Source organism: Streptococcus sp. DFI.7.26 (assembly GCF_022240605.1).
GTDB lineage: Bacteria > Bacillota > Bacilli > Lactobacillales > Streptococcaceae > Streptococcus > Streptococcus xiaochunlingii.
Window position 1 is genome coordinate 294,329 of sequence record NZ_JAKOGN010000001.1, and the last position, 26,967, is coordinate 321,295.

General features: G+C 46.3%; 24 protein-coding genes. 22 read left to right on the forward strand and 2 right to left on the reverse strand.

Features of this window, described 5'->3' with window-relative positions; genetic code table 11:
• The first annotated feature begins 208 nt into the window (after positions 1 to 208).
• From L0M85_RS01495 to L0M85_RS01510, 4 genes are all read left to right on the forward strand, one after another.
• Entirely contained in the window at positions 209 to 973 is a 765-nt protein-coding gene (locus tag L0M85_RS01495) for a CPBP family intramembrane glutamic endopeptidase (RefSeq protein ID WP_238656419.1), read from the forward strand.
• 292 nt (positions 974 to 1,265) lie between these two features.
• On the forward strand, positions 1,266 to 4,544 hold the full coding sequence (rexB, locus tag L0M85_RS01500) for an ATP-dependent nuclease subunit B (RefSeq protein WP_238656269.1): 3,279 nt from the start codon (positions 1,266 to 1,268) through the stop codon (positions 4,542 to 4,544).
• Positions 4,541 to 8,224: a helicase-exonuclease AddAB subunit AddA gene (addA, locus tag L0M85_RS01505; RefSeq protein WP_238656271.1), complete on the forward strand. Its 3,684-nt coding sequence runs from the start codon at positions 4,541 to 4,543 to the stop codon at positions 8,222 to 8,224. Before rexB ends, addA begins: the two co-directional genes overlap by 4 nt.
• A complete protein-coding gene (locus L0M85_RS01510) occupies positions 8,221 to 8,526 on the forward strand; it encodes a DUF4298 domain-containing protein (protein ID WP_048690060.1) in 306 nt (101 codons plus the stop codon). The genes addA and L0M85_RS01510 overlap by 4 nt, the downstream gene beginning before the upstream one ends.
• Positions 8,527 to 8,567: 41 nt before the next feature.
• Here the strand turns inward: L0M85_RS01510 and L0M85_RS01515 are convergent, their stop codons facing one another.
• Positions 8,568 to 8,738, reverse strand: a complete 171-nt coding sequence (locus L0M85_RS01515) for a DUF3042 family protein (RefSeq protein WP_003002781.1) — start codon at positions 8,736 to 8,738, stop codon at positions 8,568 to 8,570.
• Between the two features lie 83 nt (positions 8,739 to 8,821).
• Here L0M85_RS01515 and miaA point away from each other — a divergent pair, with 83 nt between their 5' ends.
• The 12 genes from miaA to L0M85_RS01575 all read left to right on the forward strand — a co-directional run bounded on the left by miaA (position 8,822) and on the right by L0M85_RS01575 (position 20,291).
• Positions 8,822 to 9,712, forward strand: coding sequence for a tRNA (adenosine(37)-N6)-dimethylallyltransferase MiaA (gene miaA / locus L0M85_RS01520; protein ID WP_342751242.1), 891 nt, complete (start codon positions 8,822 to 8,824; stop codon positions 9,710 to 9,712).
• Entirely contained in the window at positions 9,699 to 10,949 is a 1,251-nt protein-coding gene (gene hflX, locus L0M85_RS01525; RefSeq protein ID WP_238656276.1) for a GTPase HflX, read from the forward strand. Before miaA ends, hflX begins: the two co-directional genes overlap by 14 nt.
• A complete protein-coding gene (locus L0M85_RS01530; RefSeq protein WP_082781612.1) occupies positions 10,936 to 11,553 on the forward strand; it encodes a cystathionine beta-lyase in 618 nt (205 codons plus the stop codon). The genes hflX and L0M85_RS01530 overlap by 14 nt, the downstream gene beginning before the upstream one ends.
• Before the next feature lie 10 nt (positions 11,554 to 11,563).
• Positions 11,564 to 12,493 carry a ribonuclease Z gene (gene rnz / locus L0M85_RS01535; protein WP_048788919.1) on the forward strand — a complete coding sequence of 310 codons (930 nt, stop codon included), beginning with the start codon at positions 11,564 to 11,566 and terminating at the stop codon, positions 12,491 to 12,493.
• Between the two features lies 1 nt (position 12,494).
• Positions 12,495 to 13,250 carry an SDR family oxidoreductase gene (locus tag L0M85_RS01540; protein WP_238656278.1) on the forward strand — a complete coding sequence of 252 codons (756 nt, stop codon included), beginning with the start codon at positions 12,495 to 12,497 and terminating at the stop codon, positions 13,248 to 13,250.
• A gap of 10 nt (positions 13,251 to 13,260) precedes the next feature.
• A complete protein-coding gene (locus tag L0M85_RS01545; RefSeq protein ID WP_238656280.1) occupies positions 13,261 to 13,971 on the forward strand; it encodes a class I SAM-dependent methyltransferase in 711 nt (236 codons plus the stop codon).
• 1 nt (position 13,972) lies between these two features.
• Entirely contained in the window at positions 13,973 to 14,377 is a 405-nt protein-coding gene (locus tag L0M85_RS01550) for a GNAT family N-acetyltransferase (protein WP_238656282.1), read from the forward strand.
• A 123-nt stretch (positions 14,378 to 14,500) separates the two neighbouring features.
• Positions 14,501 to 16,717 carry a single-stranded-DNA-specific exonuclease RecJ gene (gene recJ / locus L0M85_RS01555; RefSeq protein ID WP_238656420.1) on the forward strand — a complete coding sequence of 739 codons (2,217 nt, stop codon included), beginning with the start codon at positions 14,501 to 14,503 and terminating at the stop codon, positions 16,715 to 16,717.
• Between the two features lie 110 nt (positions 16,718 to 16,827).
• Positions 16,828 to 17,340 carry an adenine phosphoribosyltransferase gene (locus L0M85_RS01560; RefSeq protein WP_003002788.1) on the forward strand — a complete coding sequence of 171 codons (513 nt, stop codon included), beginning with the start codon at positions 16,828 to 16,830 and terminating at the stop codon, positions 17,338 to 17,340.
• 101 nt (positions 17,341 to 17,441) lie between these two features.
• Complete coding sequence (gene metA / locus L0M85_RS01565; RefSeq protein ID WP_129268966.1) at positions 17,442 to 18,386, forward strand: homoserine O-succinyltransferase; 945 nt, start codon at positions 17,442 to 17,444, stop codon at positions 18,384 to 18,386.
• Positions 18,387 to 18,395: 9 nt separating this feature from the next.
• Positions 18,396 to 19,082, forward strand: a complete 687-nt coding sequence (locus tag L0M85_RS01570) for a DnaD domain-containing protein (protein WP_238656284.1) — start codon at positions 18,396 to 18,398, stop codon at positions 19,080 to 19,082.
• Between the two features lie 21 nt (positions 19,083 to 19,103).
• Positions 19,104 to 20,291, forward strand: coding sequence for a glycerophosphodiester phosphodiesterase family protein (locus L0M85_RS01575; protein WP_238656286.1), 1,188 nt, complete (start codon positions 19,104 to 19,106; stop codon positions 20,289 to 20,291).
• 320 nt (positions 20,292 to 20,611) lie between these two features.
• On the opposite strand, the gene add is transcribed toward L0M85_RS01575, so the two are convergent.
• Positions 20,612 to 21,631, reverse strand: coding sequence for an adenosine deaminase (gene add / locus L0M85_RS01580; protein ID WP_238656287.1), 1,020 nt, complete (start codon positions 21,629 to 21,631; stop codon positions 20,612 to 20,614).
• A 139-nt stretch (positions 21,632 to 21,770) separates the two neighbouring features.
• Between add and yghU the strand changes: the two genes are divergently transcribed.
• The 6 genes from yghU to L0M85_RS01610 all read left to right on the forward strand — a co-directional run bounded on the left by yghU (position 21,771) and on the right by L0M85_RS01610 (position 26,937).
• The gene (gene yghU, locus L0M85_RS01585) at positions 21,771 to 22,562 is read left to right on the forward strand and encodes a glutathione-dependent disulfide-bond oxidoreductase (protein ID WP_238656288.1); all 792 of its coding nucleotides are present in this window, start codon (positions 21,771 to 21,773) and stop codon (positions 22,560 to 22,562) included.
• Positions 22,563 to 22,643: 81 nt separating this feature from the next.
• The gene (locus L0M85_RS01590) at positions 22,644 to 23,333 is read left to right on the forward strand and encodes a tRNA (adenine(22)-N(1))-methyltransferase TrmK (RefSeq protein ID WP_238656289.1); all 690 of its coding nucleotides are present in this window, start codon (positions 22,644 to 22,646) and stop codon (positions 23,331 to 23,333) included.
• The gene (locus tag L0M85_RS01595; RefSeq protein ID WP_238656290.1) at positions 23,320 to 24,117 is read left to right on the forward strand and encodes a Nif3-like dinuclear metal center hexameric protein; all 798 of its coding nucleotides are present in this window, start codon (positions 23,320 to 23,322) and stop codon (positions 24,115 to 24,117) included. The genes L0M85_RS01590 and L0M85_RS01595 overlap by 14 nt, the downstream gene beginning before the upstream one ends.
• Before the next feature lie 6 nt (positions 24,118 to 24,123).
• Positions 24,124 to 25,233, forward strand: a complete 1,110-nt coding sequence (locus L0M85_RS01600; RefSeq protein WP_238656291.1) for an FAD-dependent oxidoreductase — start codon at positions 24,124 to 24,126, stop codon at positions 25,231 to 25,233.
• Positions 25,234 to 25,474: 241 nt separating this feature from the next.
• Complete coding sequence (gene rfbA / locus L0M85_RS01605; RefSeq protein WP_238656292.1) at positions 25,475 to 26,344, forward strand: glucose-1-phosphate thymidylyltransferase RfbA; 870 nt, start codon at positions 25,475 to 25,477, stop codon at positions 26,342 to 26,344.
• Positions 26,344 to 26,937 carry a dTDP-4-dehydrorhamnose 3,5-epimerase family protein gene (locus L0M85_RS01610; protein WP_238656293.1) on the forward strand — a complete coding sequence of 198 codons (594 nt, stop codon included), beginning with the start codon at positions 26,344 to 26,346 and terminating at the stop codon, positions 26,935 to 26,937. Before rfbA ends, L0M85_RS01610 begins: the two co-directional genes overlap by 1 nt.
• The last annotated feature ends 30 nt before the right edge of the window (positions 26,938 to 26,967 follow it).

Genomic DNA, 26,967 nt, shown 5'->3' on the forward strand with positions numbered 1-26,967 from the left:
AAAACTAATTCATGTAACTTCGAAGAAGTTCACTGATGTCCATACTCACACAAGGAAAGTTATTAAGAAGATTTATCTTCATGTTGAAATAACAGAAGGTTTTTTATAAAAAAATTATTACTAGCTAAAAATTAAATTTATTTTAAGCTATTTCTTTTATAGTAGAACTATCAAAAACACTTCCATTATGGGAATAGAAGGATGAATGATGAAAATTTTAAAGTTGATACGACCTGAAAAGCCTTTAAAAGAGCTTAATTGGTTTGATATCGCTATTGTGACTGCGATCATGTTTGGGCAGTTTATTGTTTGGTCTACAGAACTCTTCCTTACCAGTCTTCAGCCAGTCGCCCAAACCGTCACCGCAGCTACTGAAACGGCTACCAATACAGCTAGGGATGGGGCAGCATACTCGAGCAACTTTACCCTGCAGATCATCTTATTAACTCTCGCCTTGGCCTACTTGATTCTACGGAATTTCGATTTTAAACAGCTTCCGATTCGCTTTAAATGGTCCGTCCTCTTTTGGGTACCCTTGATTTTTGCCATCGTCGGTCTGTTTGGGGATATCGTGACAACGGTGAGTGGAGAGTATGATTACTTCAATATCAATCTCCTCCCATTTATCGATCCCATGCAGATTATTCACAAGTTCTTAGCGCTTAGTCCCATGGCGATTGCTTATGCCTTGCTGAATGGTTTCTACGAAGAGTTCTTCTTCTTAGGAGTCATGACATCTGTTAATCAGAAGTACAAGTGGTGGGCACTGGCTTATTCGACCTTGATTCGGATTTCCTTCCATACCTACCAAGGTTTGCTTTGGGCAGTGGTCATCGGAGTGATTTATGGACTCTTCTACTATGTCCTCTACAAGAAGGTGATCAAAAACCTTTTGCCATTCTTCCTCATGCATGCTTTGGCCGATATGTTTGGCTCTAGCATACTCTATCTCTTGATCAACTGGGGAAGCTAAAAAAATAGTTGAAAAGAGAGTGGGACAGAAATCGGTAATTCGATAGAATTCGATTTCGTTGTCCCACCTCCGCACAGTTGAGTAGGGCTGTAAAAGCTGATGAAAATCAGCGTAGAAGAGCCCACTCAACCACTGCGTCTTGCTCGATAATTCAAAGACAATTGATAGGCTAGGATTTTTGTCCCAGCCTCATTTTTATCTGCTTTGACTTGCTTGAACTCTAGGAAAATCCCTGTAGAAAAGGACTAAAGATGGTATAATAGAACTATCATTTTACAGGAATCATAACATTATGAAATTAGTCTATACAGATATTCGAACCCCTTTAACCCAGGTCTTGGTGGATGAGGCCAATCGATTGGTTGAAGAAGGGAAGCGGGTCTTTTATATCGCACCCAACTCTCTATCTTTTGAGAAGGAGCGCAAAGTCTTGCAACTCATAGACCAGAAGGCTTCTTTTGCCATCACCATTACGCGCTTTGCTCAGATGGCACGCTATTTTACACTTAATGAAAGCCACCAGAAGCAAGCGCTAGATGATATCGGTCTTGGCATGCTCTTTTTTAAGGTGCTTTCTCAGATGCCGGATGAAGAGCTCAAGGTTTATGCCCGTCTTAAGAAGGATCCCCAGTTTATCCAACAATTGATCCAGCTCTTTCATGAGTTGCAGACAGCCCAGATGACAGCATCCGACTTGGATTCCTTGCCTGATCAGGAGAAGAGAGAAGACTTGATCCATATCTTGAAGGCTGTTCAAGACCAGTTAGTTGCAGGTTCTTTTGAGTCTGAGTCTAAGTTGGCTAGTTTTGCCTCTCATCTTATCAAGGGAGATTTGGATGAGGAGTTGAAAGACTTGGCCCTAGTAATTGACGGTTTTACGCGTTTCTCAGCCGAGGAGGACTACCTGGTTCATTTACTGCACGACAAGGGCGTCGAGATCATTATTGGGGCATACGCCAGTGAGAAAGCCTATCGCTCGACCTTTCGTGAGGGAAACCTCTACCAGGCCAGTGTCGACTTCCTGCTAGACTTGGCTAGGACCTACCAGGTCACGCCAAGCTATGTTGGTCAAGGAAAAGAGGATGCCTTTAGTCGTATGACGCGGATCTTGGAAGCTCGTTATGACTTTACAGAGGTAGAAGGTGAGCTGTCTGATCAAGACAGAGAAGCAGTAGAGATTTGGACCTGTAACCATCAAAAGGAAGAACTTGAGGCTGTAGCCCGCTCCATTCGTCAGCACCTGTATGAGGGCGCTCGTTACAAAGATATTCGAGTCCTCTTGGGGGATGTGGATGCTTATCAGCTCCAGCTCAAGACCATCTTTGACCAGTACCAGATTCCCTTTTATCTTGGAAAGAGTGAGTCCATGTCCCAGCATCCCCTGGTCCAATGGGTGGAATCCTTGGACCGTCTTCGTCGCTATCGGTTTTTGACCGAGGATGTGGTCAATCTCTTGAAGACGGGGCTCTATGGGACGCTAACACGAGAGGACATCGACCATTTTGAACAATATGTTCGCTTTGCAGAGATCAAGGGTCTTGCTGCCTTTTCACGTGACTTTACAGCCAACCACCAGGATAAATTTGACCTAGAGCGTCTCAACCAGATTCGCCAGCAGGTCATCGGTCCCCTTCAGGATTTTTATAAGACCAAGAGCCAGACCAGCCAGGGCCTATTGAAAAAGTTTGCCCAGTTTTGTCAAGATGCCCAGTTGACGCAAAACATGCAACAGTTAGCCAGTCGTGGCTCTGAACAGGAAATGGAACGCTATGATCAGGTATGGAAGTCTTTTAGCCATGTGCTAGAACAATTTGTCCAGGTCTTTGATCAAATCAAGGTGACCTTAGATGATTTTCTTAGCCTTCTCTTGTCAGGGATCTTGTTGGCAAGTTATCGAACGGTCCCGGCGACTGTGGATGTAGTGACAGTCCAGTCCTATGATTTGATTGAGCCTTTATCAGCTCCTTATGTCTATGCCATTGGCTTGACCCAGGAGCGCTTCCCTAAGATTGCCAAGGACCAATCCTTGCTGACAGATGAGGAGCGTCAGGTCTTGAACCAAGCTTCAGACCAACAGGCTAATCTCCAAATTGCCAGCCAGGACAACTTACGGAAGAATCGCTTCGTCGCCCTATCTCTCTTCAATGCGGCCACCAAACAGTTAGTCTTGTCCAGTCCTATCCTTGTCAATGAGGTGGACGATAAGATGTCCCCTTACTTGTTCGAGCTGACCAAGGCACCGCTTGCTCTACCCGTCATTGAGAAGAAGGCAAGGACTTCTAGTAAAGATATGGGGTCTTACCAGGCCCTCTTAGCTCGACTGATCGAATTGCACCAGGGAGAAATTGACCAGGAGTTGAGCAAGGAAGAAGCAACCTTCTGGGCAGTTGCCATTCGCGTCCTTCGGAAGAAATTGGCTTCAGAAGGCTTGAATATCCCGCAAATCAGCCACAGTTTGACGACCAAGGTCTTAGAGGATGAGACGCTGGAAGTCCTTTATCCAAAAGGGCAGGCTCTGTCTTTATCTGCCTCAGCTCTCAACACCTACTACCAAAACCAATATAGCTATTATCTTCACTATGTCCTAGGTTTGCAGGAGGAGTGGCACTTGCGCCCAGACGCGAGAAGCCATGGGAATTTCTTGCACCGTATTTTTGAACGGGTGCTGAAAGATCCTTCAGGAGGGGATTTTGATGAGCGTTTGACCAAGGCCATTCGCGAAACCAGCCAGGAGACAGAGTTCGCTCTCCTTTATCAGGAGAATGCCATGGCCGCTTTTTCAAAAGAATTGCTCCTGGATACAGCTCGGGCGACTGGTCGTGTCCTCGCCCACAATGACAGTATTGAAACCATTGGAGAGGAAGCTCTCTTCGGCCGAGAAGATCGCCCCTTCTTAACCTTAGAAGATGGTCGTCCGCTCTTGGTCAAGGGCAAGGTTGATAGGATTGATCGGCTGTCTGAGACAGGGGCCTTGGGAGTGGTGGACTATAAGTCCAGTGAGACTAAGTTTAACTTTGAGAAGTTCTATAATGGCCTCAACTCCCAGTTGCCAACTTATCTGTCTGCTATCAAAGACTTTCAGGCGTTTGATCCTGACAAGGGGATTTTCGGTGCCATGTATTTGCAGATGACGGATCCTTTGGTGCCTCTCAAGGATACCAAGGCGGTCGAAGATGCTGTCCAAGCGGTTCTAAAATCCCAACAATACAAGGGGCTCTTCTTGGCAGACCAAGCCAGTCAATTAGGGGAGAGCTATGAGAAAAACAAGGCCATGTTGCTGAGTCAAGAGGAGCTAGATCTGCTCTTGCTCTACAATGCCCATCTCTATCAACAAGTAGCCCAGGGCATCTTATCGGGTGACTTTGCTATCAACCCTTATACTGAAAATGGTCGAAGCATTGCTCCATATGTAGAACAATACAAATCGATTACGGGATTTGAAGCCAATCGCCACCTAGGACAAGCCCGTTTCTTGAAGAAACTGGACCTAAGTCAGTATGACAAACGCCCAGTCGGTGACAAGCTCCGTCAGGCCTGGATAGAAAAAATGAAGGAGGAATTGAATCAATGAAACCAATTGAATTTTTAAGTCATAGTCAGATTCAAGACCTCCAAATCCAGGAGGCCCTGTCTGACAAGGAACAAAAACGGACCCCTGAGCAAATAGAAGCCATCTATTCGTCAGGAACCAATATCCTAGTATCAGCTTCGGCTGGTTCTGGGAAGACCTTTGTCATGGTCCAACGGATCCTGGATCAATTGCACCGAGGGGTTTCCATCCAGCAATTGTTTATCTCGACCTTTACGGTTAAGGCAGCAACTGAGCTCAAGGAACGCTTAGAAAAGGAGTTGGAGAAGAGCCTCAAGTCTACCAAGGATGAGGAGCTCATGCGCCACTTGGCTCAACAAATCGCAGAAATACCAACTAGTGATATCGGGACCATGGATGCCTTCACGCAGCGACTGGTCTCCAAATACGGCTATTTATTAGGCCTCTCGCCGACTTTCCGCATCCTTCAAAGTGCGAGCGAGCAGTCCTTACTCAAGAATGACTGTTTTGAACAAGTCTTTGAGCGCTTTTATGAGGAGCAAGGTCCTGACCGCCTCTTTAGTCGTCTAGTTAAGAACTTTACAGGAAAGGGCAAGTCGCTAGCTGGCTTTAAGGAGCAGGTTTATGCACTAGTAGACTTCCTCCAATCCACTGCGGATCCCCAATCCTGGTTGGAGGAGTCCTTCCTCAAAGGTTATCAGGATCTGGACTATAATGAAGCCTTGGACAAGTTGGCCCAAGAAGTAAAAGAGCAGCTTTTTGAACTGGAATCTTTCTTTACCTTCCACCTGGCTAATGAAGGCCAAGCCTTTTCAGGTGCCAAGTACCAAGAGAATGTCACCGCTATTCAAGACTTGATCGCTAGTCTCAATGAGAAATCCAGCCAGGAAACCATCTTTGAGGTCTTGGAGCGGGTGGTCTTGATCTCCCGTGCCAGCGGAGGACGAAGCCTGACCATCACGACACGAAAAGAAGACCTGAAAGAGCTAGCTACGGCATTCAATGATGAACGCAAAGAACGCATCGAAGCTTTGCGGGTAGCAGCTTCCCAGCACTACCAGCTAACCTATCAGATTCGCTTCAAGGATGAACCCTTGCCTTTGCTGGTCTTGCTCAGGGACTTTGTCCAAGCCTTTTCAACCGATTATTTAGAGAGCAAGAAGCAGGAAAATGCCTTTGAATTTGGCGACATCAGCCATTTTGCCATCCAGATTCTTGAAGAATTCCCCCATATCCGTAGTCTCTATCAGGAGCGTTACCACGAGGTCATGGTCGATGAGTACCAGGATACCAACCACACCCAAGAGCGGATGTTGGAGCTCTTGTCTAACGGCCACAATCGCTTCATGGTGGGAGATATCAAGCAGTCTATCTACCGCTTCCGTCAGGCAGACCCACAGATTTTTAATGACAAGTTTAAGGCCTACCAAGAAGAAGGGGCAGATGGCAAGTTGATCCTGCTCAAGGAGAATTTCCGGAGCCATGTAGAGGTTTTAGAAGCGACCAACCATGTCTTTGAACGCCTCATGGATGAGGAAGTTGGAGAAATTCTCTATGACCAGAGCCATCGCTTGATTGCAGGAAATCCGGATAAGAAAGAGCCGACACCGGCCTATGAGACAGAGTTTCTGCTCTATGATGGCAGTCAGGAAGTGGATGAAACAGGTGAAGACGAGGAGCAAGAAGGGGATAGTCTATCCTCAGGTGAAGTCCTTTTGGTCATCAAGGAGATCATCCGCCTCCACAATGAAGAGGGGGTACCTTTCAAGGATATGACGCTTTTAACGGCTTCTCGGACCCGGAACGACAAGGTTCTTTCAGCCTTTGAAGCCTATCAGATTCCTATCGTTGCGGACGGGGGAGAGGAAAACTACCTCCAGTCCGTTGAGGTCATGGTCCTCTTGGATACCCTCCGCACCATTAACAATCCCTTACAGGACTATCCTTTGGTGGCCCTCATGAAATCAGCCATGTTTGAATTTGACGAGGACCAGTTGGCCCGTTTAGCCTTACAGAGAGGTGAAGGCAAAAAAGCAGAAAATCTCTATGAGAAACTGCAACATGCCTTAGACCAGACTGGAAGTGCTCCTCAGTTGATCGATGCGAGCTTAAAAGAGAAACTCACTCGCTTTATGGAGACACTGGATGCCTGGCGTGACTATGCCCAGACGCACTCCCTTTACGATCTGCTTTGGAAGATTTACCAAGATCGCCACTATTATGATTATGTGGGTGCCTTACCAAATGGTGCCCAACGGCAGGCCAATCTCTATGCCTTGACCCTTCGGGCAAATGACTTTGAAAGCTCTAGCTTCAAGGGGTTGCCTCGTTTTATTTCCATGATTGATAAGATTTTGGAAAATCAGCACGACTTGGCCAATGTTGCCCAGGCAGTTCCTAAGGATGCTGTCCAGCTTATGACCGTTCATAAGAGCAAGGGGCTTGAGTTTCCTTATATCTTTATCCTCAATACTGACAAAAAGTTTGTCGGCAAGGAACTGTCTACCAATGCCGTCATCAGCCGGAAGAATGGAGTGGGCATCAAGTATATTGCGAATCTTCCTGTCGAGTCTGATCAAGCAGGTCTCCCTGAGTCGGTACGCTTGGTCATTGAGACCCTGCCTTACCAGCGAAATGTCGAGGAAATTCGTCTGGCAGCCTTGTCGGAGCAGATGCGCCTCCTCTATGTCGCTATGACCCGGGCAGAGCGCAAGCTCTACTTGGTCGGTAAGGGGCGGCAGGATAAGTTGGAAGAGAGAAAATGGGGAGCCAGTGTCAATGGACGCTTGAGCCCAGCTCTTCGCAAGGAGATCAATTGTTTCCAAGACTGGCTCTACGCTATTCAGGCAGTTTTTGCCCAGCAACACTTGGCCTATCAGACCCACTTTGTGACCGACCAAGACTTGACGCCGGAGCAAATCGGTCACTTGGAGTTGAAGACATCTCTCCCAGTCGATGACCTCAAGGACAACCGCCAATCAGAAGAGATTCGTCGTGCCTTGGATGTCTTAGAATCTGTGGACCGGCTCAATACCCAGTACCAAGCTGCTATCCAACTCCCTAGTGTACGGACACCGAGTCAAATTAAAAAATTCTATGAACCCATCCAAGATATGGAAGGAGTGGATCTCATGGAAAAAGCGGACGTCCCATTACCAAGCTTTGAGTTTCCAAACTTTGGCAAGGAAGAAGCTGTAACAGGAGCAGCAGTCGGTAGTGCTCTACACGAACTGATGCAACGGATTCCATTAACGATGATGCCAACGATGGAGAGCCTAGCAATGGTTCTCAAAGAGGTCAATGCCAGCCCAGCAGTCAAGGAGCGGATCGACCTCAAGAAGGTCTTGGCCTTCTTCCAGACTGACTTGGGCCAACTCATGCTCAAGGAGGCAGACAAGGTCCATCGTGAAGCCCCATTTGCCATGCTCAAGACGGATCCAACTAGTGGTCAGGATTTTGTGGTCCGGGGGATCTTAGACGGTTACCTCCTTTTGGAAGATCAGATCCTTCTCTTTGACTACAAGACAGACCGTTACCGCAACCCTCAGGACATGCTGGGTCGCTACCAAGCCCAACTGCAACTCTACGCAGAAGCCCTCCGTCGCTCCTATGGTGTAGACTGCATCGAATCGTATTTGATCCTACTAGGAGGAGAGCAATTGCAAGTCGTTTCTCTATCAGATAGAAAGGAACAATCATGACCCCTATCGAACGAATCCAAGAGATGGAAGGCCATCTCAACGCCTACCAAGGCTTAATCGAAGAGCTTGAAGCCTGTTTGCAACGAGTGGAAGCTGGCCAATCTCGCTATATCGCCCTTCGCGATTACTACACCAGCCAGGTCTATATGGAGGATGTCGAACTGTCCAATCAACCAGACTTTCCTGAAGAGGTCTATTGTGGTGTCCTGTCGGAAGATGCCGTCTACGATTTGTTGGACGAACACTACCAAAAGGCAGTGGAGATGCTAGACCTTGCGACTAAGATGTTAAAAGAACGATAAGAACACAAAAAAACTCCGGTTTCCCGGAGTTTTTCTTTTGATTAGTGTGATACACGACGACGTGCTGCTTTTTTGCGGTTTTCTTCGATGAAAGCTGCTTTTTGTTCTTCAGGCTCGATTACTTTTTTCTTGAATGTGTAAACTGCACCTGCTACAGCCGCAACTGTACCAGCAACACCAGTAACAAAACCTTTACCAAATCCTTTAGCCATGAGAATTTCTCCTTTTCTGAACTTTAAATATTTATGTTATAATATATGGTAACGAAAAAATGCGATTTTTGCAAGGAAAAACGATGAAAAACAAGATAATTGTGATAGTGGGGCCGACCGCTGTTGGAAAAACAGCCCTCGCTATCGAGGTGGCCCAGCGCTTTCAGGGCGAGGTCATCAGTGGGGACAGTCAGCAAGTCTACCGTACACTAGATATTGGAACGGCCAAGGCTAGTTCAGAGGAGCAGGAAGCAGCTCCCCATCATCTGATTGATGTGCGTGAGGTGACAGAGACCTACTCAGCCTATGATTTTGTCAAAGAGGCCAGCCAAGCCATCGAAGAGATTCAAGAACGGGGCCATCTTCCCATTATTGCTGGAGGGACAGGTCTTTATGTCCAAAGTCTGCTAGAAGGTTATCATCTAGGAGGGGATGTTGCTCATGAGGATATCCTAGCCTATCGGGAGTCCTTGTCTCCTCTTACAGATGAAGAACTGTTTGACCAAGTAGTGAAAGAGGGAATGGAGATCCCGCAGATCAATCGTAGACGGGCCATGCGAGCTTTGGAGATCGCCCATTTCGGTCAGGACTTGGAAAATCAAGCTCCAGCCTATGAGCCCTATATCATCTGTCTAGACGATGATCGCCAAGCTTTGTATGACCGCATTAACCGACGGGTGGATCTTATGGTTGAGCAGGGCTTGCTTGAAGAAGCCCAGTGGCTCTATGACAACCATCCTGAGGTTCAGGCAACCAAAGGGATTGGCTACAAGGAGCTCTTCCCTTATTTCAAGGGGGAGCAAAATTTAGAAGAGGCCCTGGAGCAACTCAAACAAAATACACGCCGTTTTGCTAAACGCCAGTTGACCTGGTTCCGCAATCGGATGATGGTCCATTTTTACCAGATTGGAGAAGAAGGCTTTAAGGAGCGGGTTCTTCATGATATAGAAAGATTTTTAGATGATAGAAACTGAGAAAAAACAGGAGCGGGTCCTCATTGTCGGTGTCGAGCTCCAAGGGATGGAAAACTTTGACATGTCCATGGAGGAGTTGGCCAGTCTAGCCAAGACAGCCGGGGCAGAAGTCGTAGGTGTCTACACTCAGAAGAGAGAAAAATACGACAGCAAGACCTTTGTCGGTTCTGGAAAGCTAGAAGAAATTGCCCAAATGGTCGATGCAGATGAGGTTTCGACAGTTGTTGTTAACAACCGTTTGACTCCTCGGCAGAATGTGAATTTAGAAGAAATTTTGGGTGTTAAGGTCATTGACCGGATGCAACTGATCTTGGATATCTTTGCCATGCGGGCAAGGAGCCACGAAGGGAAGTTGCAGGTGCACTTGGCCCAGCTCAAGTACCTCTTGCCCCGTCTCGTTGGTCAAGGAATCATGCTCAGCCGGCAGGCCGGGGGGATTGGTTCCCGTGGTCCAGGGGAAAGTCAGCTGGAGTTAAACCGCCGGAGTGTCCGCAATCAAATCACTGATATTGAGCGTCAACTCAAGGTGGTCGAGAAGAACCGTGAAGTGGTCCGGGAAAAACGCCTAGAATCCCCCATCTTTAAGATTGGCTTGATTGGCTATACCAACGCTGGCAAATCAACCATTATGAATGCCTTGACCAGTAAGACCCAATACGAGGCAGATGAACTCTTTGCGACCTTGGATGCCACCACCAAGAGCATCCATCTAACAGGCAATCTACAAGTAACTCTGACAGATGCAGTTGGTTTTATTCAGGACTTGCCGACAGAGTTGGTGACCAGTTTTAAGTCGACCCTGGAAGAAAGCAAGAATGTGGATCTCTTGGTCCATGTCATCGATGCCTCTGATCCCAACCATGAAGAGCATGAAAAGACAGTTCTTCAGATTATGAAGGATTTGGAGATGCTGGAGATTCCACGCTTGACTCTCTACAATAAGGCTGATAAGGTCGAGGACTTTACACCGACCCAGACACCTTACCGCCTGGTTTCGGCCAAGGATCCCGATAGTCGGACTAAACTGCAGGACATTCTACTTGAAAAGATGCAGGAGCTCTTCCATCCCTTTACGATTCAGGTTCCTTTTGATCAAGCCTACCGCATCCATGAATTGGAGACCATTGCCATATTGGCTGAGCGTTCCTATGAGGAGACTGGTGAGGTCATAACAGGCTACATCGCCCCTAAAAATGCATGGAGACTAGAGGAGTTTTATCATCATGGATTATCTTAATATCGCTCTCAGCTATGGGGGCTATACCAGTCTAGACAAGGTCTATTTGGAGCGGGTCTTAGCGGGATTGACAGAAGAGCAAAAGCTCCAGTTTATCACGCCACCGCCCAGTGTAATCAATGCCTACTTCGCTGAGCTTTACCAAAAGAAGAGCCCCGATGCAGCAACAGACTACTATGAACAAGTCACTGAGGTCTTTGATCTCTATCAGACCAGTCCCAGCTTCGAGGAGGACAAACCCTTTGTCCGTCTCAATCTCTCTGGCAAGGCCTATGGCTTTTGCTACCGAGAAAAGGGATTAGCTCAAGTCTTTGCCCAGCAAGCAGAAGCCATCAGCATGGACCTCTTGTTTGAGATTGCGCAAATCTTCCCTCACTATCTGGTATATGATGAGGAAGGCTTCATCTTGATGCGTCATGTTACGGATCAAGAGGTGGTGGATACCAAGGAGTTGTCACCTCTATCTAATCTTGAAGAGTTGGCAGATGGCAGCATCCGCCTGACTGGCTACAACCAGGACGAATTGGCTCAATTAGCTAAGGCCTACCCAGGAAAAATCGCCGTTCGATCAAAAAATCGGACTGCTATGATCTATATTAGTTAGAAAGAATACAATGGAAATTCAATTTTTAGGAACGGGTGCGGGACAGCCGTCCAAATCTCGTAATGTCTCAAGTCTAGCCCTCAAACTCTTGGATGAAATCAATGAAGTTTGGCTCTTTGACTGTGGGGAAGGAACGCAAAACCAAATCTTAGAAACCAGCATCCGTCCTCGAAAGGTCAGCAAGATTTTTATCACCCACTTACATGGGGACCATATCTTTGGTTTGCCAGGTTTCCTCTCTAGTCGCGCCTTTCAAGCCAATGAAGAGCAGACGGATTTAGAGATTTATGGACCGGTTGGGATCAAATCCTTTGTCTTGACCAGCCTTCGAGTTTCCGGTTCACGCCTGCCTTACAAGATCCATTTTCATGAGTTCGATGAAGGTTCACTTGGGAAAATCATGGAGACCGATAAGTTCACGGTCTATGCCGAGGCCTTGGACCACACCATTTTCTGTGTCGGCTACCGGGTCATGCAGAAGGATTTGGAAGGGACCCTCGACGCAGACAAGCTCAAGGCAGCAGGGGTTCCATTTGGACCACTTTTTGGCCAGGTCAAAAATGGGCAGGATGTTACCCTGGAAGATGGTACCAAGATCATTGCTGCGGATTATATCTCAGCCCCTCGACCGGGTAAGATCATCACCATCTTGGGCGATACCCGGAAGACCAATGCCAGCGTCAGACTTGCCGTCAATGCAGATGTTCTCGTGCATGAGTCTACCTATGGCAAGGGCGATGAGAAGATTGCTCGTAAGCATGGCCACTCGACCAATATGCAGGCAGCAGAAGTGGCGCGTGAAGCAGGAGCCAAACATCTTCTACTCAACCATATCAGTGCCCGCTTCCTCTCCAAGGACGTCAGTCAATTGCGCAAGGATGCGGCGACTGTGTTTGAGAAGGTCCATGTGGTCAAGGACTTGGAAGAAGTGGAGATCTAAGATGCAAACTATCGTCATTACAGGCGCGAGTGGAGGCCTGGCACAGGAAATGGTTAAGCTCCTTCCTGAGGACCGGCTTATTCTCCTAGGGAGAAATCAAGAGAAACTGGAACAACTCTATGCTGACCATCCTCAAGCCGAATGCATCGGGATCGATATCACCGATTCATCATCTGTCCAAAAGCTCGTCCAAGAGCTCTATCAGCGCTATGGGCAGATTGATGTCTTGGTCAACAATGCAGGCTATGGGATCTTTGAAGAGTTTGACCAGATTACCAATGAGCAGATCCATGCCATGTTTGAGGTCAACACCTTTGCCCTCATGCAGCTTTCACGCTTGATGGGTGCGCACATGAAGGAAGCAGGCAAGGGGCACATCGTCAACATCGTCAGCATGGCGGGTCTCGTCGCAACAGCCAAATCCAGCCTTTATTCAGCTACTAAGTTTGCGGCCATTGGCTTCTCCAATGCCCTGCGGCTAGAACTGATGCCCTTTGGTGTCCATGTGACGACGGTCAATCCAGGCCCTATCCGGACCACTTTCTTTGATCAGGCAGACCCAGACGGAAGCTATGTCAAAGCTGTGGACCGCTACATTTTGGAACCAGACTTTGTAGCCAAGAAGATTGTGAAGAACTTTGGAAAAGCAAAACGTGAGCTCAATCTGCCTTGGCTTTTGAACTTGACCCACAATCTCTATACCCTTTTCCCACGCATCTCAGACAAGCTGGCTAGCAAGATGTTTAATTTCAAATAGGAGGAACCAGATGGCCGCGAATATTCAAGCTTATTTAGAAAATCTCCAGCAACCCTGGGGACAGATCTATTATGATATCCTTTTTGAACAATTAAAAGACATCAAGGGAAAGCGGGTCCTTGATTTTGGCAGTGGATTTGGCCTGGTGGCCAACCACCTAGCGAAAGACAATGATGTTCTTGCTGTGGAGCCCAATGAGGAAATGGTGGCTTTGCGGGCCCAGGATTATCCCTACCAGCAAGTAGTTGGAAGTCTAGATCAGTTGGCAAGTCTTGAAGATGCCAGCTTTGATGTTATCCTCTGCCACAATGTCTTGGAGTATGTGGAGGATCGCAAGGTGATTCTCAGGGAATTCACCCGCCTCTTGAAACCAGGTGGCCTACTCTCCATTGTCAAGCACAATGAAGTTGGCCGCGTCCTGCAGACTGTCGTCTTTGAAAATGATACTCAGAAGGCGCTTGATCTCTTAGCCGGCCAAGACCTGGAAACCCACTCCATGGGCTTGGCCCAGGCCTATGATCTCGGTGCAGCAGTAGAAGATCTAGCCCTCGAAGTTCAGGACTACCAAGGAATTCGTGTCTTTTATGGCTTACAGGATAATCGCTTCAAAGGCCAAGAAGGCTGGCGAGAGTCTATGCTTCAGATGGAGCGTGCTGTTTGTCAGGACTCCCCTTATCGGGATATAGCCTTCTTCCAGCACTATACCTTAAAAAGGAGTTAAGATGTTAGAGTACAAACAAGAGATTCCAGCGATGACAGACCTAGTCGCACTCTACAGCTCGGTCGGCTGGACCAATTATACCAACAACCCAGTTATGCTAGAAGAAGCTGTTAAAGCCAGTCTCTGGCAGTTGGGAGTCTATGATGAGAAAGAGCTCGTCGCCTACATTCGCTTGGTAGGTGATGGCCACTCTGTCATTTTTGTGCAGGATCTCCTGGTACGACCAGATCACCAGCGCCAAGGTATCGGAAGGAAACTTTTAGAAGAGGCTTTAGCGACCTTCCCCACCGTCTATCAACGGCTTCTCGTCACTGAACGGAGCGAGAAAAATCTTGCCTTTTATCAGTCCTTAGGATTTGTCGAACTTTCAGAGCAAGCCTGTACAGGGATGATTTATAAAATTTGATGGAGAGGATTTCCGGATAGGGAATCCTTTCTTCATTTCTTCTGTAAAATCATTTTTTCGCATTTGAAAAAATAATTCATGTTATAATAAGAAGACTAGATGACAGGGAGAAAAGAAAAACAGATGATCACGTCAAAATATGAATGGCAGTTTGCTGCGCCGTTTTCAGATGATACTTTTTTGGCGCAAGCAAAGAAGAGAGGATTAGAAGCATCTGCAGCCAAGTTGTTGGGAGAACGAGGGATCCAGACGGAAGAGGCGCTGGATCGTTTTCTTGAACCTCGGCTAGAAGATCTGCATGATCCCTACCTGCTTCACGATATGGACAAGGCAGTGGATCGCATTCGCCAAGCCATTGAAGACTATGAACAAATCCTAATTTATGGAGACTATGATGCGGACGGGATGACGGCCGCTTCTATTATGAAGGAAACCCTGGAGCAGATGGGGGCGGAAGTAGCTGTCTATCTACCCAACCGCTTTACGGATGGCTACGGTCCCAATGCCAGTGTCTACAAGTATTTTATTGAACAGCAGGGGATTTCCCTCATCATCACGGTGGACAACGGGGTAGCAGGCCACGAAGCCATTGAATTGGCCCAAAGCATGGGAGTAGATGTTATTGTGACAGACCACCATGCCATGCCAGAAGTCTTGCCCGATGCCTATGCCATCATTCACCCCGAGCATCCAGATGCTGATTATCCTTTCAAGCACCTAGCGGGCTGTGGGGTTGCCTTTAAGTTGGCTTGTGCCCTCCTAGAAGAGGTGCCCCTAGATTTCCTTGATCTGGTAGCCATTGGAACCATTGCGGATATGGTTAGTCTGACAGACGAAAACCGCATCCTAGTCAAGTATGGCCTAGGTGTCCTTCGTCAAACCCAACGGATCGGTCTCCAGGAAATGCTCAAGCTGGCCACCATCGCTCCTCAAGATGTAAATGAAGAAACGGTTGGTTTTCAGATTGCCCCTCGTCTCAATGCGCTGGGTCGCTTGGATGACCCAAATCCAGCGGTCGAGCTCTTGACGGGCTTTGACGACGAAGAAGCGCTGGAAATTGCGCTGATGATTCAAGCCAAGAATGAAGAGCGCAAGGAGATCGTCCAAACCATCTACGATGAGGCCAAAGCCATGGTCGACCCAAGTCTTCCCGTTCAAATCTTGGCCAAGGAAGGCTGGAATCCTGGTGTCCTAGGGATCGTAGCCGGTCGCCTACTTGAAGAGCTCCATCAGCCTATCATCGTCCTCACCATAGACCAAGGCAAGGCCAAGGGAAGTGCACGAAGTCCCGAAAGTGTCCATATTTTTGAAGCCCTAGATCCCCATCGTGATCTCTTTATCGCCTTTGGGGGCCACGCGGGTGCAGCTGGTATGACTTTGGAAGTGGACAAGCTCCCTCGTTTGACCGAGATTTTTTCTGACTATATTGTAGGAAAAGGGATTGACCTGACGGCCAAATCCACACTCTTCGTGGATGAGGAGTTGGACCTAGAAGAGCTGACCTTGGATACCTTAAAGAGTTTTGACCGTCTCGCTCCTTTTGGGATGGACCATAAGAAGCCAGTCTTTTACATTCGTGATTTTCAAGTGGAGTCTAGTCGGACCATCGGGGCTGGTAATAGCCATCTGAAGTTGAAGATTCAAAAAGGCGATGCCCATTTTGATGTGGTGGCTTTTGGCCAGGGCCATTTGGAATTGGAGTACTCCCAAGCGAAAAACTTGGAGTTGGTGGTATCCTTGTCCGTCAATCAGTGGAATGGACAGACCACCCTGCAACTGATGGTCGTGGACGCCCGTGTAGAAGGAGTTCAACTCTACAATATTCGAGGGAAAAATGCTCCTCTCCCACAAGCCCTCCCCCTCTTTAGTCAGTTTGAAGAAGGGGAAGATTGCCCTGCTATTGTCATCGATCGCATCCCGGATGATCTGGCTGACTTAAAAGCCTTCTTCCAAGAACAGAGCTTCCAAGCGGTCTATTTTAAAAATGAACTAGACAAGGCCTATTACCTGACGGGCTACGGCAGTCGGGATCAGTATGCTAAACTCTACAAAACGCTGTATCAGTTCCCTGAGTTTGATATTCGCCATAAGCTCAGCCAACTATCTGACTACCTCAAGATTCCACAAGTTTTGTTGATCAAGATGATCCAAATCTTCCAAGAGTTGGGCTTTGTCCAGATTGAAAATGGCATCATGACGGTCAACAAGGATGCAGAGAAGAAGGAGATTGCCTCTAGTTCCACCTATCAGGACTTGGTGCAGACGGTCAAAGACCAGGAACTCATGGCTCTAGGATCTGTGCAAGAAATTTATAATTACTTGCTTTCTGATGATAAGTAAGGTTTTGTCAACAATTACACTAAAGTATGCTTTTTTAAGACTTTCAAGTGCATCTCATAAATTTTCATGGTATAATGAAATGTAAACATAAATTTTGAAAGAAGTTAGAAATGAATTTAAAAGATTACATTGCAAGCATTGAGAACTATCCACAAGAAGGAATTACCTTCCGTGATATCAGCCCTTTGATGGCAGATGGCAATGCTTATAGTTATGCGATTCGTGAAATCGTTCAATACGCAACGGATAAGAAAATCGACATGATCGTCGGCCCTGAAGCGCGTGGATTCATCGTTGGATGTCCGGTCGCTTTCGAGCTCGGTATTGGTTTTGCGCCTGTTCGTAAACCTGGCAAATTGCCTCGTGAAGTCATCTCAGCTGACTACGAAAAAGAATACGGTGTGGATACCTTGACCATGCACGCCGATGCTATCAAACCAGGTCAACGCGTTCTCATCGTCGATGACCTCTTGGCAACAGGTGGTACCGTTAAAGCAACCATCGAAATGATCGAAAAACTCGGTGGAGTGGTTGCAGGTTGTGCCTTCTTGATCGAGCTCGATGATCTCAAAGGCCGCGAAGCAATCGGAGACTACGATTACAAGGTCTTGATGCATTACTAATATAGTTTAGAGCTATATCTAGATAGAGAAAAACCATAATTGAAAACTATATGCTCCTGTCTTATAATAAGAGGTAACAACTTGTAAGATGGGAGCTTTTTATGCCAATTACCTTAGATAAGAAATTACCAGCAGTTGATATTCTTCGCTCAGAAAATATTTTTGTCATGGATGATATTCGGGCAACTCACCAAGATATTCGTCCGATGAATGTTCTGATTTTGAATCTCATGCCGACTAAGGTAGCCACTGAGACTCAACTCTTACGCCTCCTGGCCAATACTCCCTTGCAGATCAATGTGGATTTCCTCTATATGACCAGCCATGAGTCCAAGACGACAGCGGCAGAACATATGGAAGTTTTCTACAAATCCTTCGATGATATTAAAGAGAACTATTATGACGGTTTGATCATTACGGGAGCTCCAGTAGAGAAATTAGCCTTCGAGGAAGTGGATTACTGGGAGGAGTTAACAAAGGTCTTTGCTTGGTCGAAGCGCCATGTCTTTTCCACCTTACATCTTTGTTGGGGTGCCCAAGCTGGTCTCTATTACCGCTATGGGATTGAAAAAGTAGCTCTCTGCGACAAGCTATCTGGGATCTATGAGCAAACAGTCATGAATCCTCAGAATCGCTTAATGCGTGGCTTTGACGATGCTTTTTTGGCCCCTCACTCACGTTATACAGATGTCCCCCTCAAGGAAGTGCTAGAGAAGAGTAACTTGCAAGTCCTGGCTCAGGGGGGTGAAGTAGGACTATCCATCCTGGCCAGTCCAGACCTTCGGGAGGTCTATAGTTTTGGCCATTTGGAGTATGACCGTGATACCTTGGCCAAGGAATACCAGCGGGATGTCAAAGCAGGCTTGAATCCAGATCTTCCAAAGAATTATTATGATCAGGATGACAGTAGTCGGGACCCTCGGATGCGGTGGAACTTAGCGGCAGCCAACTTCTTTAGTAATTGGATCAATTATGCAGTTTACCAAGAAACTCCTTATCGTTTGGAGGAGTTAGAAAAAGATATTTCATTTTATGGTTACCTATAAAGGGGTAGTATGACATATTCACAAGCATTTAAGTCGGGCAATTTGGTTTTACCAAGTGCCTTACTTTTCCATTATCACCATTTATTTAAAGACGCAGAGGATTTTCTGGTTTGGCAGTTCTTTTATTTGCAAAACACGACCAACCAATCCAGCCTCACACCTAATCAAATTGCAGATGCGATTGGCAAGTCTGTCGCAGAAGTCAACCAGTCCATGTCTCGCCTGACTAACCAAGGTTTGCTCCAATATCGGACCATTGAGCTAGATGGGGAGATTGAAGTTCTTTTTGATGCGACCATTGCCCTTGAACGCTTGGATGACTTGCTTCAAAGCAAGACAGAAGTAGCACAGCGAGGGCAAGACAAGCAAGCAGAAAATGAACTCGCTGATTTGGTCAAAACCTTTGAGCAGGAGTTGGGACGTTTATTGACGCCATTTGAAATCGAAGATTTGACGCAGACAGTCAAGCAGGACCAAACAGACCCTGATATTGTAAAGGCTGCCTTGAGAGAAGCTGTCTTTAATGGCAAGCCTCACTGGAAATATATCCAGGCCATCCTGCGCAATTGGCGACGGGAGGGCATTACCAGTTTGACACAATTAAAAATCAAACAACAAGAACGCGAAGCCCTTCAGCCTGAAAATGTCACAGTTTCAGATGATTTCTTACAGGCCATGGATTTGTGGAAAGATTAAAAGAGGAGATTCGGTTTATAGATGAGAAGGGGAGATAGAAAGGAAAATAGTTCGCACAAACGGATCTATTTAGCCTTATTTGTATTAGGAACAGTAGTCATTCTTGCTTTTCTTGGTTTGTATATTAGTAAATTAAGCATGATTTCGTCTGGCTTGTATCCAGTTGAAGAATCTTTGGTCCAAGCAGGTTATAAAAAGACATCGGATGGTTTTGAAAAGAAACAATCCAATGTCACCATTACAATTAAATGGAATAAAGAAAAAAAGCAATTTGATAAAAATCATTACCTCATTTCTACTCAGCAAGAAGCCAAATTATTGACTTCTCAGTATGTGGATAAAGAAAGTCTAGAAGTGCTTACCAACGGGAAACTTTCAAACACCTTTGGATTTGTCCAATATACGGAGAACAAGAAAAAGAATTGGTTAAAGGATTCGCCAAGATTGGTTGCCCATGCGGGTGGTACCATCCGTGAGAAAGAATACAATACTTTTTATACCAACTCACTTGAAGCTCTACAACAGAATTATGGTCTGGGGCATCGCTTGTTTGAAATGGATTTCTATCTGACTAGTGATAAAAAATTGGCCGCAGTTCATGATTGGCATCAGTTTGGAAACAAAGATGATGTTGCTCTTTCTTCAGAGGAATGGAAAAACTTCCAAGCCTATGGTTCTCCAGAGACTCCAAGTCGCTTTACAACTATGTTGATTGGGGATGTTTTAGATCAGATGGTCATTAACTCAGATATGGTATTGATCACAGATACCAAATCGATGGAAATCCCTAAGGAAGATACTATCACGCAATTTGAGCAAATTGTAACCGAAGCTAAAAATCGAGATGAGTCTCTGTTGGATCGTGTCATTCCTCAGATTTACAATCAAGAAATGTATCAGGAGATTACTTCGATTTATCCATTTCAACATATTATTTATACCTTGTATGCGTCTCCTGATAGTGCAGAAGAAGTGCTTGATTTCATTTCAAAACATAAGGAGATCGAGGCAGTGACAATTTCGTTTGCTGATCCTCGCTTCAATCAGGACTTTATTGATGCTGTTCATCGACTGAATAAACGAATTTACGTTCACACCATTCATACTTATGATGATTTAACCAAGTATGCCAATGTAAATGTAGACGGTTTTTATACCGGTTTGCTAACGCCTAGAGACGTAGCCTTGTATGAATCAGTTTCTAAATAATAGAAAAAAACTAGCACTTTACAAAAGTGCTAGTTTTTGAATGTAGTCGAACTTTTTTCGAATAAAAACCTTGCATAATTAAGTAAAATATATAGGTGCTTTTGGAGGCAGATAAGCGAATATTGGAACTTTCCACCGCGAGAAAGATACTAGAAACATTATTGTTTCTAGTAACCGGGAGTTTTGAAACTTTAGATTCAAAACTAAGTCATGGAACTTCTATGAAGTTCGCTGACGTCCGTACTCACTTAAGGAAAGTTTCAAATAAGTCTCTGTCGTCAATCTTACACCAGTGCTTAATCAAATAGAAGATAATGCGTTTATAAATAATCAGCGTAAGCTTTTTCTAGTTTGGCAAGGAGTTCTTGCTTTTCTTCGTCACTAGCAAAGGAAGCTTGGATGGCATCGACATTGTGCTGGTAAAAGTCAGCTGGCGTTGTTTGGAAGTGGCGGTGGTAGAGGGTATATTCCTTGGTGAGATCGGTATCAGAGACGGTCCGGTTATCGGTGTTGATACTAATTTGGGCTTGTGCTTCTTTCATCTTGAGGTAAGGGAAGTCCGCCACAGTGGCAGCAGCTTTGGTTTGAAGGTTACTGGTCAAGCAGAGCTCACCGGTGACCTCATTTTTCACAAACTCTTTTAGAAGCTTTGGTTCATCCGCTAGCAAGGTCACGTGACCATTTCGTTTGATGACATAGGCCATGGATTGAGCGACATTGGCTGGACAGTGGCACTCTCCAGCATGTAGGGTCATGGGACGGTTGTAACTTTTAACCTGTTGGATGAGGGCATCAATGGCTTGTGGTGGGTAGTGGTGTTCATCCCCAGCGAAGTCAAAGCCGACAAAATCTTGATCCCTAACTTGGTTGGATTCTGCCAGGATACGAGAAGTGAGTTCTTGATCAGACTGGCGCATACCACAAACGAGGGCTTTTGCAACAATGCCAAATTCATCCTGGGCTTGGCGCAGTCCTTCACAGACAGCATCGATAGTTTCTGGAACGGTGAGCCCTTGGTCCATAGACAATTCTGGGGCAAAGCGGACCTCGATGTAGACGACATTTTCCAAAGCAGCTTGCTTGGCCACATCGTAAGCAGCAAGGGTCAAGGCTTCCTTGGTCTGAAGAAGAGGGCGAATGTAGTCAAAGGCCTCCAAATAGTCCAAAAGATTCTCACAGTGGGCAGGTGCAGTGACATGGTGCTTGAGCTCTTCATCACTAGCAGGAAGGTCAATATTGGCCATGGCTGCTAATTGGCGAATGGTCGGAAGAGACAAGGAACCGTCTAAGTGGCAGTGTAGTTCTGTCTTTGCCAAACTATGAAAGTCGATCGTGGACATGATTTTTCTCCTTCAAAAATGTATTTTTTCTATACTATCATTTTGCCAAGAAAAGTCAAGTAAAGCTAGTGTAGCAGATTTTTGAAACTAGAGGCAGGATTTGATATGCTAGTAGTAACATAGACAAAGGAGAAAAGAGATGTCAGATTATCAATTACCAGAAGTATGGGAAGCACCGAGCCAGATGGGAGGAGCCTGGGGTGGCCTGAACCAACCAACAGCAGGTGCCCGCTTTGAACAAACTCTTCCAAAAGGGGATCAGCCTTTCCAACTCTATACCCTTCCAACTCCAAATGGGATTAAGGTAACCATTATGCTGGAGGAATTGAAAGAGCTGGGAGTGGATGCAGGCTACGACGCTTATCGCATCAAGATTGGTGAGGGAGATCAATTTGGCAGTGACTTTGTAGCCATCAATCCAAACTCGAAAATTCCAGCCATGTTGGATCAATCAGGCGACCAAGACATTCGGGTCTTTGAATCAGCCAATATTCTCTTGTATCTAGCTGAGAAATTTGGCAAATTGATCCCGACTGATCCAGCTAAACGGACAGAAGTGCTCAACTGGCTCTTCTGGCAGACAGGGGCTGCGCCATTTTTAGGTGGAGGCTTTGGCCATTTCTTCCACTATGCGCCTGAGAGAATCGAGTATGCCATCAACCGTTTTGCTATGGAAGCCAAACGCCAATTGGACCTACTGGACAAGGAATTGGCGACCAAACCTTATATTGCAGGAGATGACTACACCATTGCGGATATTGCCATCTGGTCTTGGTATGGCCGTCTAGCCCAAGACAAGGTTTGGGACCGAGCAGGAATTTTCCTAGATGTGAAGGAATACAAGCATTTGCAAGCTTGGACAGAGAAAATTGCTAATCGCCCAGCTGTCAAACGTGGCTTGGAAGTGGACTATAAGGAAATTAATGCATAAGGATAAGGCGCTATCGCGCCTTTTTTTAATGGTGCAAACATGGTATACTTAGGGGTGGAATAAAAGTTTAGAAAGTAGCACATGGAATTTACAAAATTATCAAATCGCTTGGACTTGGTGGCTAACTTCGTCCCAGCTGGAGCGCGTCTGTTGGACGTGGGGAGTGACCATGCTTATCTGCCAATCGCCCTCTTACAAGAAGGTAAGATTGAGGCTGCTATTGCTGGTGAAGTGGTTGAGGGACCTTATCAGTCTGCCCTTCAAAATGTCGCAGATAATGGCTTGGAGGACAAGATTGAGGTCCGCCTAGCCAATGGATTGGCTGCCTTTGAACCAACAGATGGCATTTCCTGTATCACCATTGCTGGCATGGGCGGACGCTTGATTGCAGATATCCTAGCCGCAGGTCTAGAAAAAATAGCCAGTGTCTCTCGATTGGTCCTCCAGCCCAATAACCGGGAAGATGAACTGCGGGCTTGGTTAGTCGACCATGATTTTCGCATTGTTGATGAAGCTATCTTGGAAGAAAATGAGAAGTTCTATGAGATCCTTGTGGTCGAACAGGGTCCTCAAGAGTTGACAGCCAAGGAACTACGCTTTGGTCCCCATTTGATGCGGGAACAAGCTCCAGCATTTGTCCAGAAGTGGTCCAAGGAAGTGGAGAAATTAGCCTTTGCCTTGGAGCAGGTCCCAGTTGAGAATCAATCTGCCAGAGCATCGTTAGAAGAGCGCATCGCACAAATCAAGGAGGTCCTACATGTTAGCAAGTGAAGTTATCAAACGCTATGAAGCCTACTGTCCTCAGGAGCTTTCCATGGAGGGAGATGTCCGTGGGCTACAGGTCGGTACGCTACAAAAAGACATCCATAAGGTCATGGTGGCCCTGGATATTCGCGAGCAGACGGTAGCTGAAGCTATCGCCCATGGGGTGGACTTGATCATCGTCAAGCACGCGCCCATTTTCCGTCCGATTAAGGATTTGGTAGCTGATCGGGCTCAAAATCAGATCTATATCGATTTGATCAAGCATGATATCGCAGTCTACGTCAGCCATACCAATATTGATATTGTCCCAGATGGGCTCAACGATTGGTTCTGCCGGCTTTTGGACATTGAAGATACAGAGCCCCTCAGCATGACAGGGGAAGGACTCGGAATCGGCCGGATTGGTCGGATAGCTACCCAAACCTTTGGCCAGTTGGCTCAAAATGTCAAAGAAACCTTTGGCTTAGATGCTTTGCGCTTGGTCGGTTATGATCAGACTGACCTGGAACGGGTCATTGAGCGCGTCGCTATCTGTGGAGGAAGTGGCCAGTCCTTTTACAAGGATGCTCTTGCTAAGGGGGCTGAGGTCTATATCACAGGAGATATCTACTACCACACAGCTCAGGACATGCTGAGTGACGGGCTCTTGGCCTTGGATCCGGGTCACCATATCGAAGTTCTCTTTGTCTCGAAACTAGTAGAAAAGCTCAATCAGTGGAAGGCTGAAGAAGCGTGGGAGATTGAAGTGATTGGCAGTCAAGCCAGTACCAATCCTTTTTACCATATCTAAGGGGTCATGATGAAAGTTGCCATTATCGGTGCAGGGATCGTAGGGTCCACTGCAGCCTATTATTTATCCAAAGAAGCACAAGTGGATGTGACCGTCTATGACCATGGAGTCGGCCAAGCGACTAAGGCGGCAGCAGGCATTATTAGCCCTTGGTTTTCCAAACGGCGAAACAAGGCCTGGTATCGCCTGGCTCGTCTGGGAGCTGATTTTTACCAAGAATTGGTAGAAGACCTGGCCAAGGACGGAATCAAAACAGATTTTTACCAGCAGACCGGTGTCTATCTCCTCAAGAAAAAGGAGGAGAAATTAGACGAACTCTATCAGTTGGCGCTGAGCCGTCGGGGAAAATCTCCCTTGATTGGAGACTTGGCAATGTTAACCAAAGAAGAAGTCAGTGAGCAATTCCCAGGTCTAAATGGTTTTGAACAGCTCCTTTATGCATCAGGTGGGGCCCATGTAGAGGGAGCCCTTCTAACGGAAACCCTTCTAAAGGCAAGTGGGGTACGAGTGATCAAGGAAGAGGTTGCTCTCTCCGTCTCGGATCATGTCTATCAGATAGCAGGAGAAAGCTATGACCAAGTTATCCTAGCGACAGGAGCCTGGCTGAGTCAGGTGCTCGAGCCACTTGGCTACCAAGTCGATGTCCGTCCCCAAAAAGGACAGTTGCGGGATTATCAGCTAGACCTAGATACTGATGACTATCCTGTGGTCATGCCGGAAGGAGAGCTGGATATCATTCCCTTCCAAAAGGGCAAGATCAGTATGGGAGCCACTCATGAGAATGAGATGGGCTTTGACCTGACGGCGGATCAAGCTCTGCTCAATCAGATGGAAACAGAAGCCTTGGCCTACTATCCAGAACTAGCTCAAGCGACAGTTGTCAGCGAGCGCGTGGGTACTCGGGCCTACACCAGTGACTTTTCACCATTTTGGGGAGCGGTTCCTGATCAAGCAGGCCTCTATGTCGCTAGTGGACTAGGTTCGTCCGGCCTCACAACAGGTCCCCTCATTGGGTGGCATCTAGCCCAACTAGTGGCAGGAGGAACGGTGCGCTTAGATCCAGCAGATTATCCAGTTGAACAATATGTGAAGAAGAGAGTGGGACAAAAGTCCTAGCCTCTCAATTGTCTTTGGATTGTCGAGCAAGACGCAGTGGTTGAGTGGGCTCTACTACAAGGTAAGGTTTTCAGACGGCTCAGTCAAGGAGCAGTAATCTATTTGAATTATGAGTAAGACCAATGCTAACAATTCTACAACTCTCATATCCGGTCATCACCTTGCAACACAAATGCAAGGTGACTTTTTTATATAAACATGATAAAATAGGGGTAATGAATACGTAGAAAGGCCTAACATTATGAAAGGTATTATTTTAGCCGGTGGTTCGGGTACTCGTTTGTATCCTTTGACTCGTGCCGCTTCCAAACAGTTGATGCCCATTTACGACAAGCCAATGATTTACTACCCATTGTCAACTCTTATGTTAGCAGGGATCAAAGAAATCTTGATCATCTCAACTCCGCAAGATCTTCCTCGTTTTGAAGAGCTTCTTGGAGATGGTTCTGAACTTGGGATTTCCCTCTCTTATGCAGAGCAACCAAGCCCAGACGGCTTAGCACAAGCCTTTATCATTGGTGAAGAGTTCATTGGTGACGATCATGTTGCCCTCGTTCTTGGAGATAATATCTTCCATGGAAATGGCCTAACCAAGATGTTGCAACGGGCTGAAGCAAAAGAAAAAGGGGCGACTGTCTTTGGTTACCAAGTTAAAGATCCAGAACGTTTTGGTGTGGTAGAGTTTGATGCAGATATGAATGCTATCTCTATCGAAGAAAAACCAGAACATCCAAAATCCAACTTTGCGGTGACAGGACTTTATTTCTATGACAATGATGTAGTAGAGATTGCTAAAAACATCAAACCAAGTCCTCGTGGAGAGCTTGAAATCACCGATGTCAACAAGGCTTATTTGGAGCGTGGAGGTCTCTCTGTTGAGCTCATGGGTCGTGGCTTTGCTTGGTTGGATACAGGAACTCACGAAAGTCTCTTGCAGGCTTCTCAATATATCGAAACTGTTCAACGCTTGCAAAACGTCCAAGTTGCCAACCTTGAGGAAATTGCCTATCGCATGGGTTATATCAACAAAGAACAAGTCCATGGATTAGCGCAATCACTGAAGAAAAACGAATACGGACAATACTTGCTCCGTTTGATTGGAGAAGCTTAATGACAGAACAATTTTTCGAAAAAGAATTAGCAGCCCGCAAGATTGAAGCCATCCCAGGCTTGATGGAGTTTGATATTCCAGTGCGTGGGGATAACCGTGGTTGGTTTAAAGAAAACTTCCAAAAAGAGAAAATGCTTCCTCTTGGCTTCCCTGAAAGCTTTTTTGCAGAAGGTAAGTTGCAAAACAATATTTCATTCTCTCGTAAGAATGTTTTGCGTGGCTTGCATGCAGAGCCTTGGGACAAGTACATCTCTGTAGCAGATGAAGGCAAAGTTCTTGGAACTTGGGTAGACCTTCGTGAAGGCGATAGCTTTGGGAATACCTACCAAACCGTGATCGATGCTTCAAAAGGCATCTTTGTTCCTCGTGGTGTAGCCAATGGTTTCCAAGTTTTGTCTGACAAAGTTGCCTATACTTACTTAGTTAATGACTACTGGGCACTGGAACTCAAGCCAAAATATGCTTTTGTCAACTATGCAGACCCAAGCCTAGACATTCAATGGGAAAACTTGGAAGAAGCAGAAGTCTCAGAAGCAGACAAGAATCACCCATTGCTCAAAGACGTCAAACCCCTAAAAGCAGAAGATTTGTAAAAATGAACCTTGCATAGCAGTATCGCGACT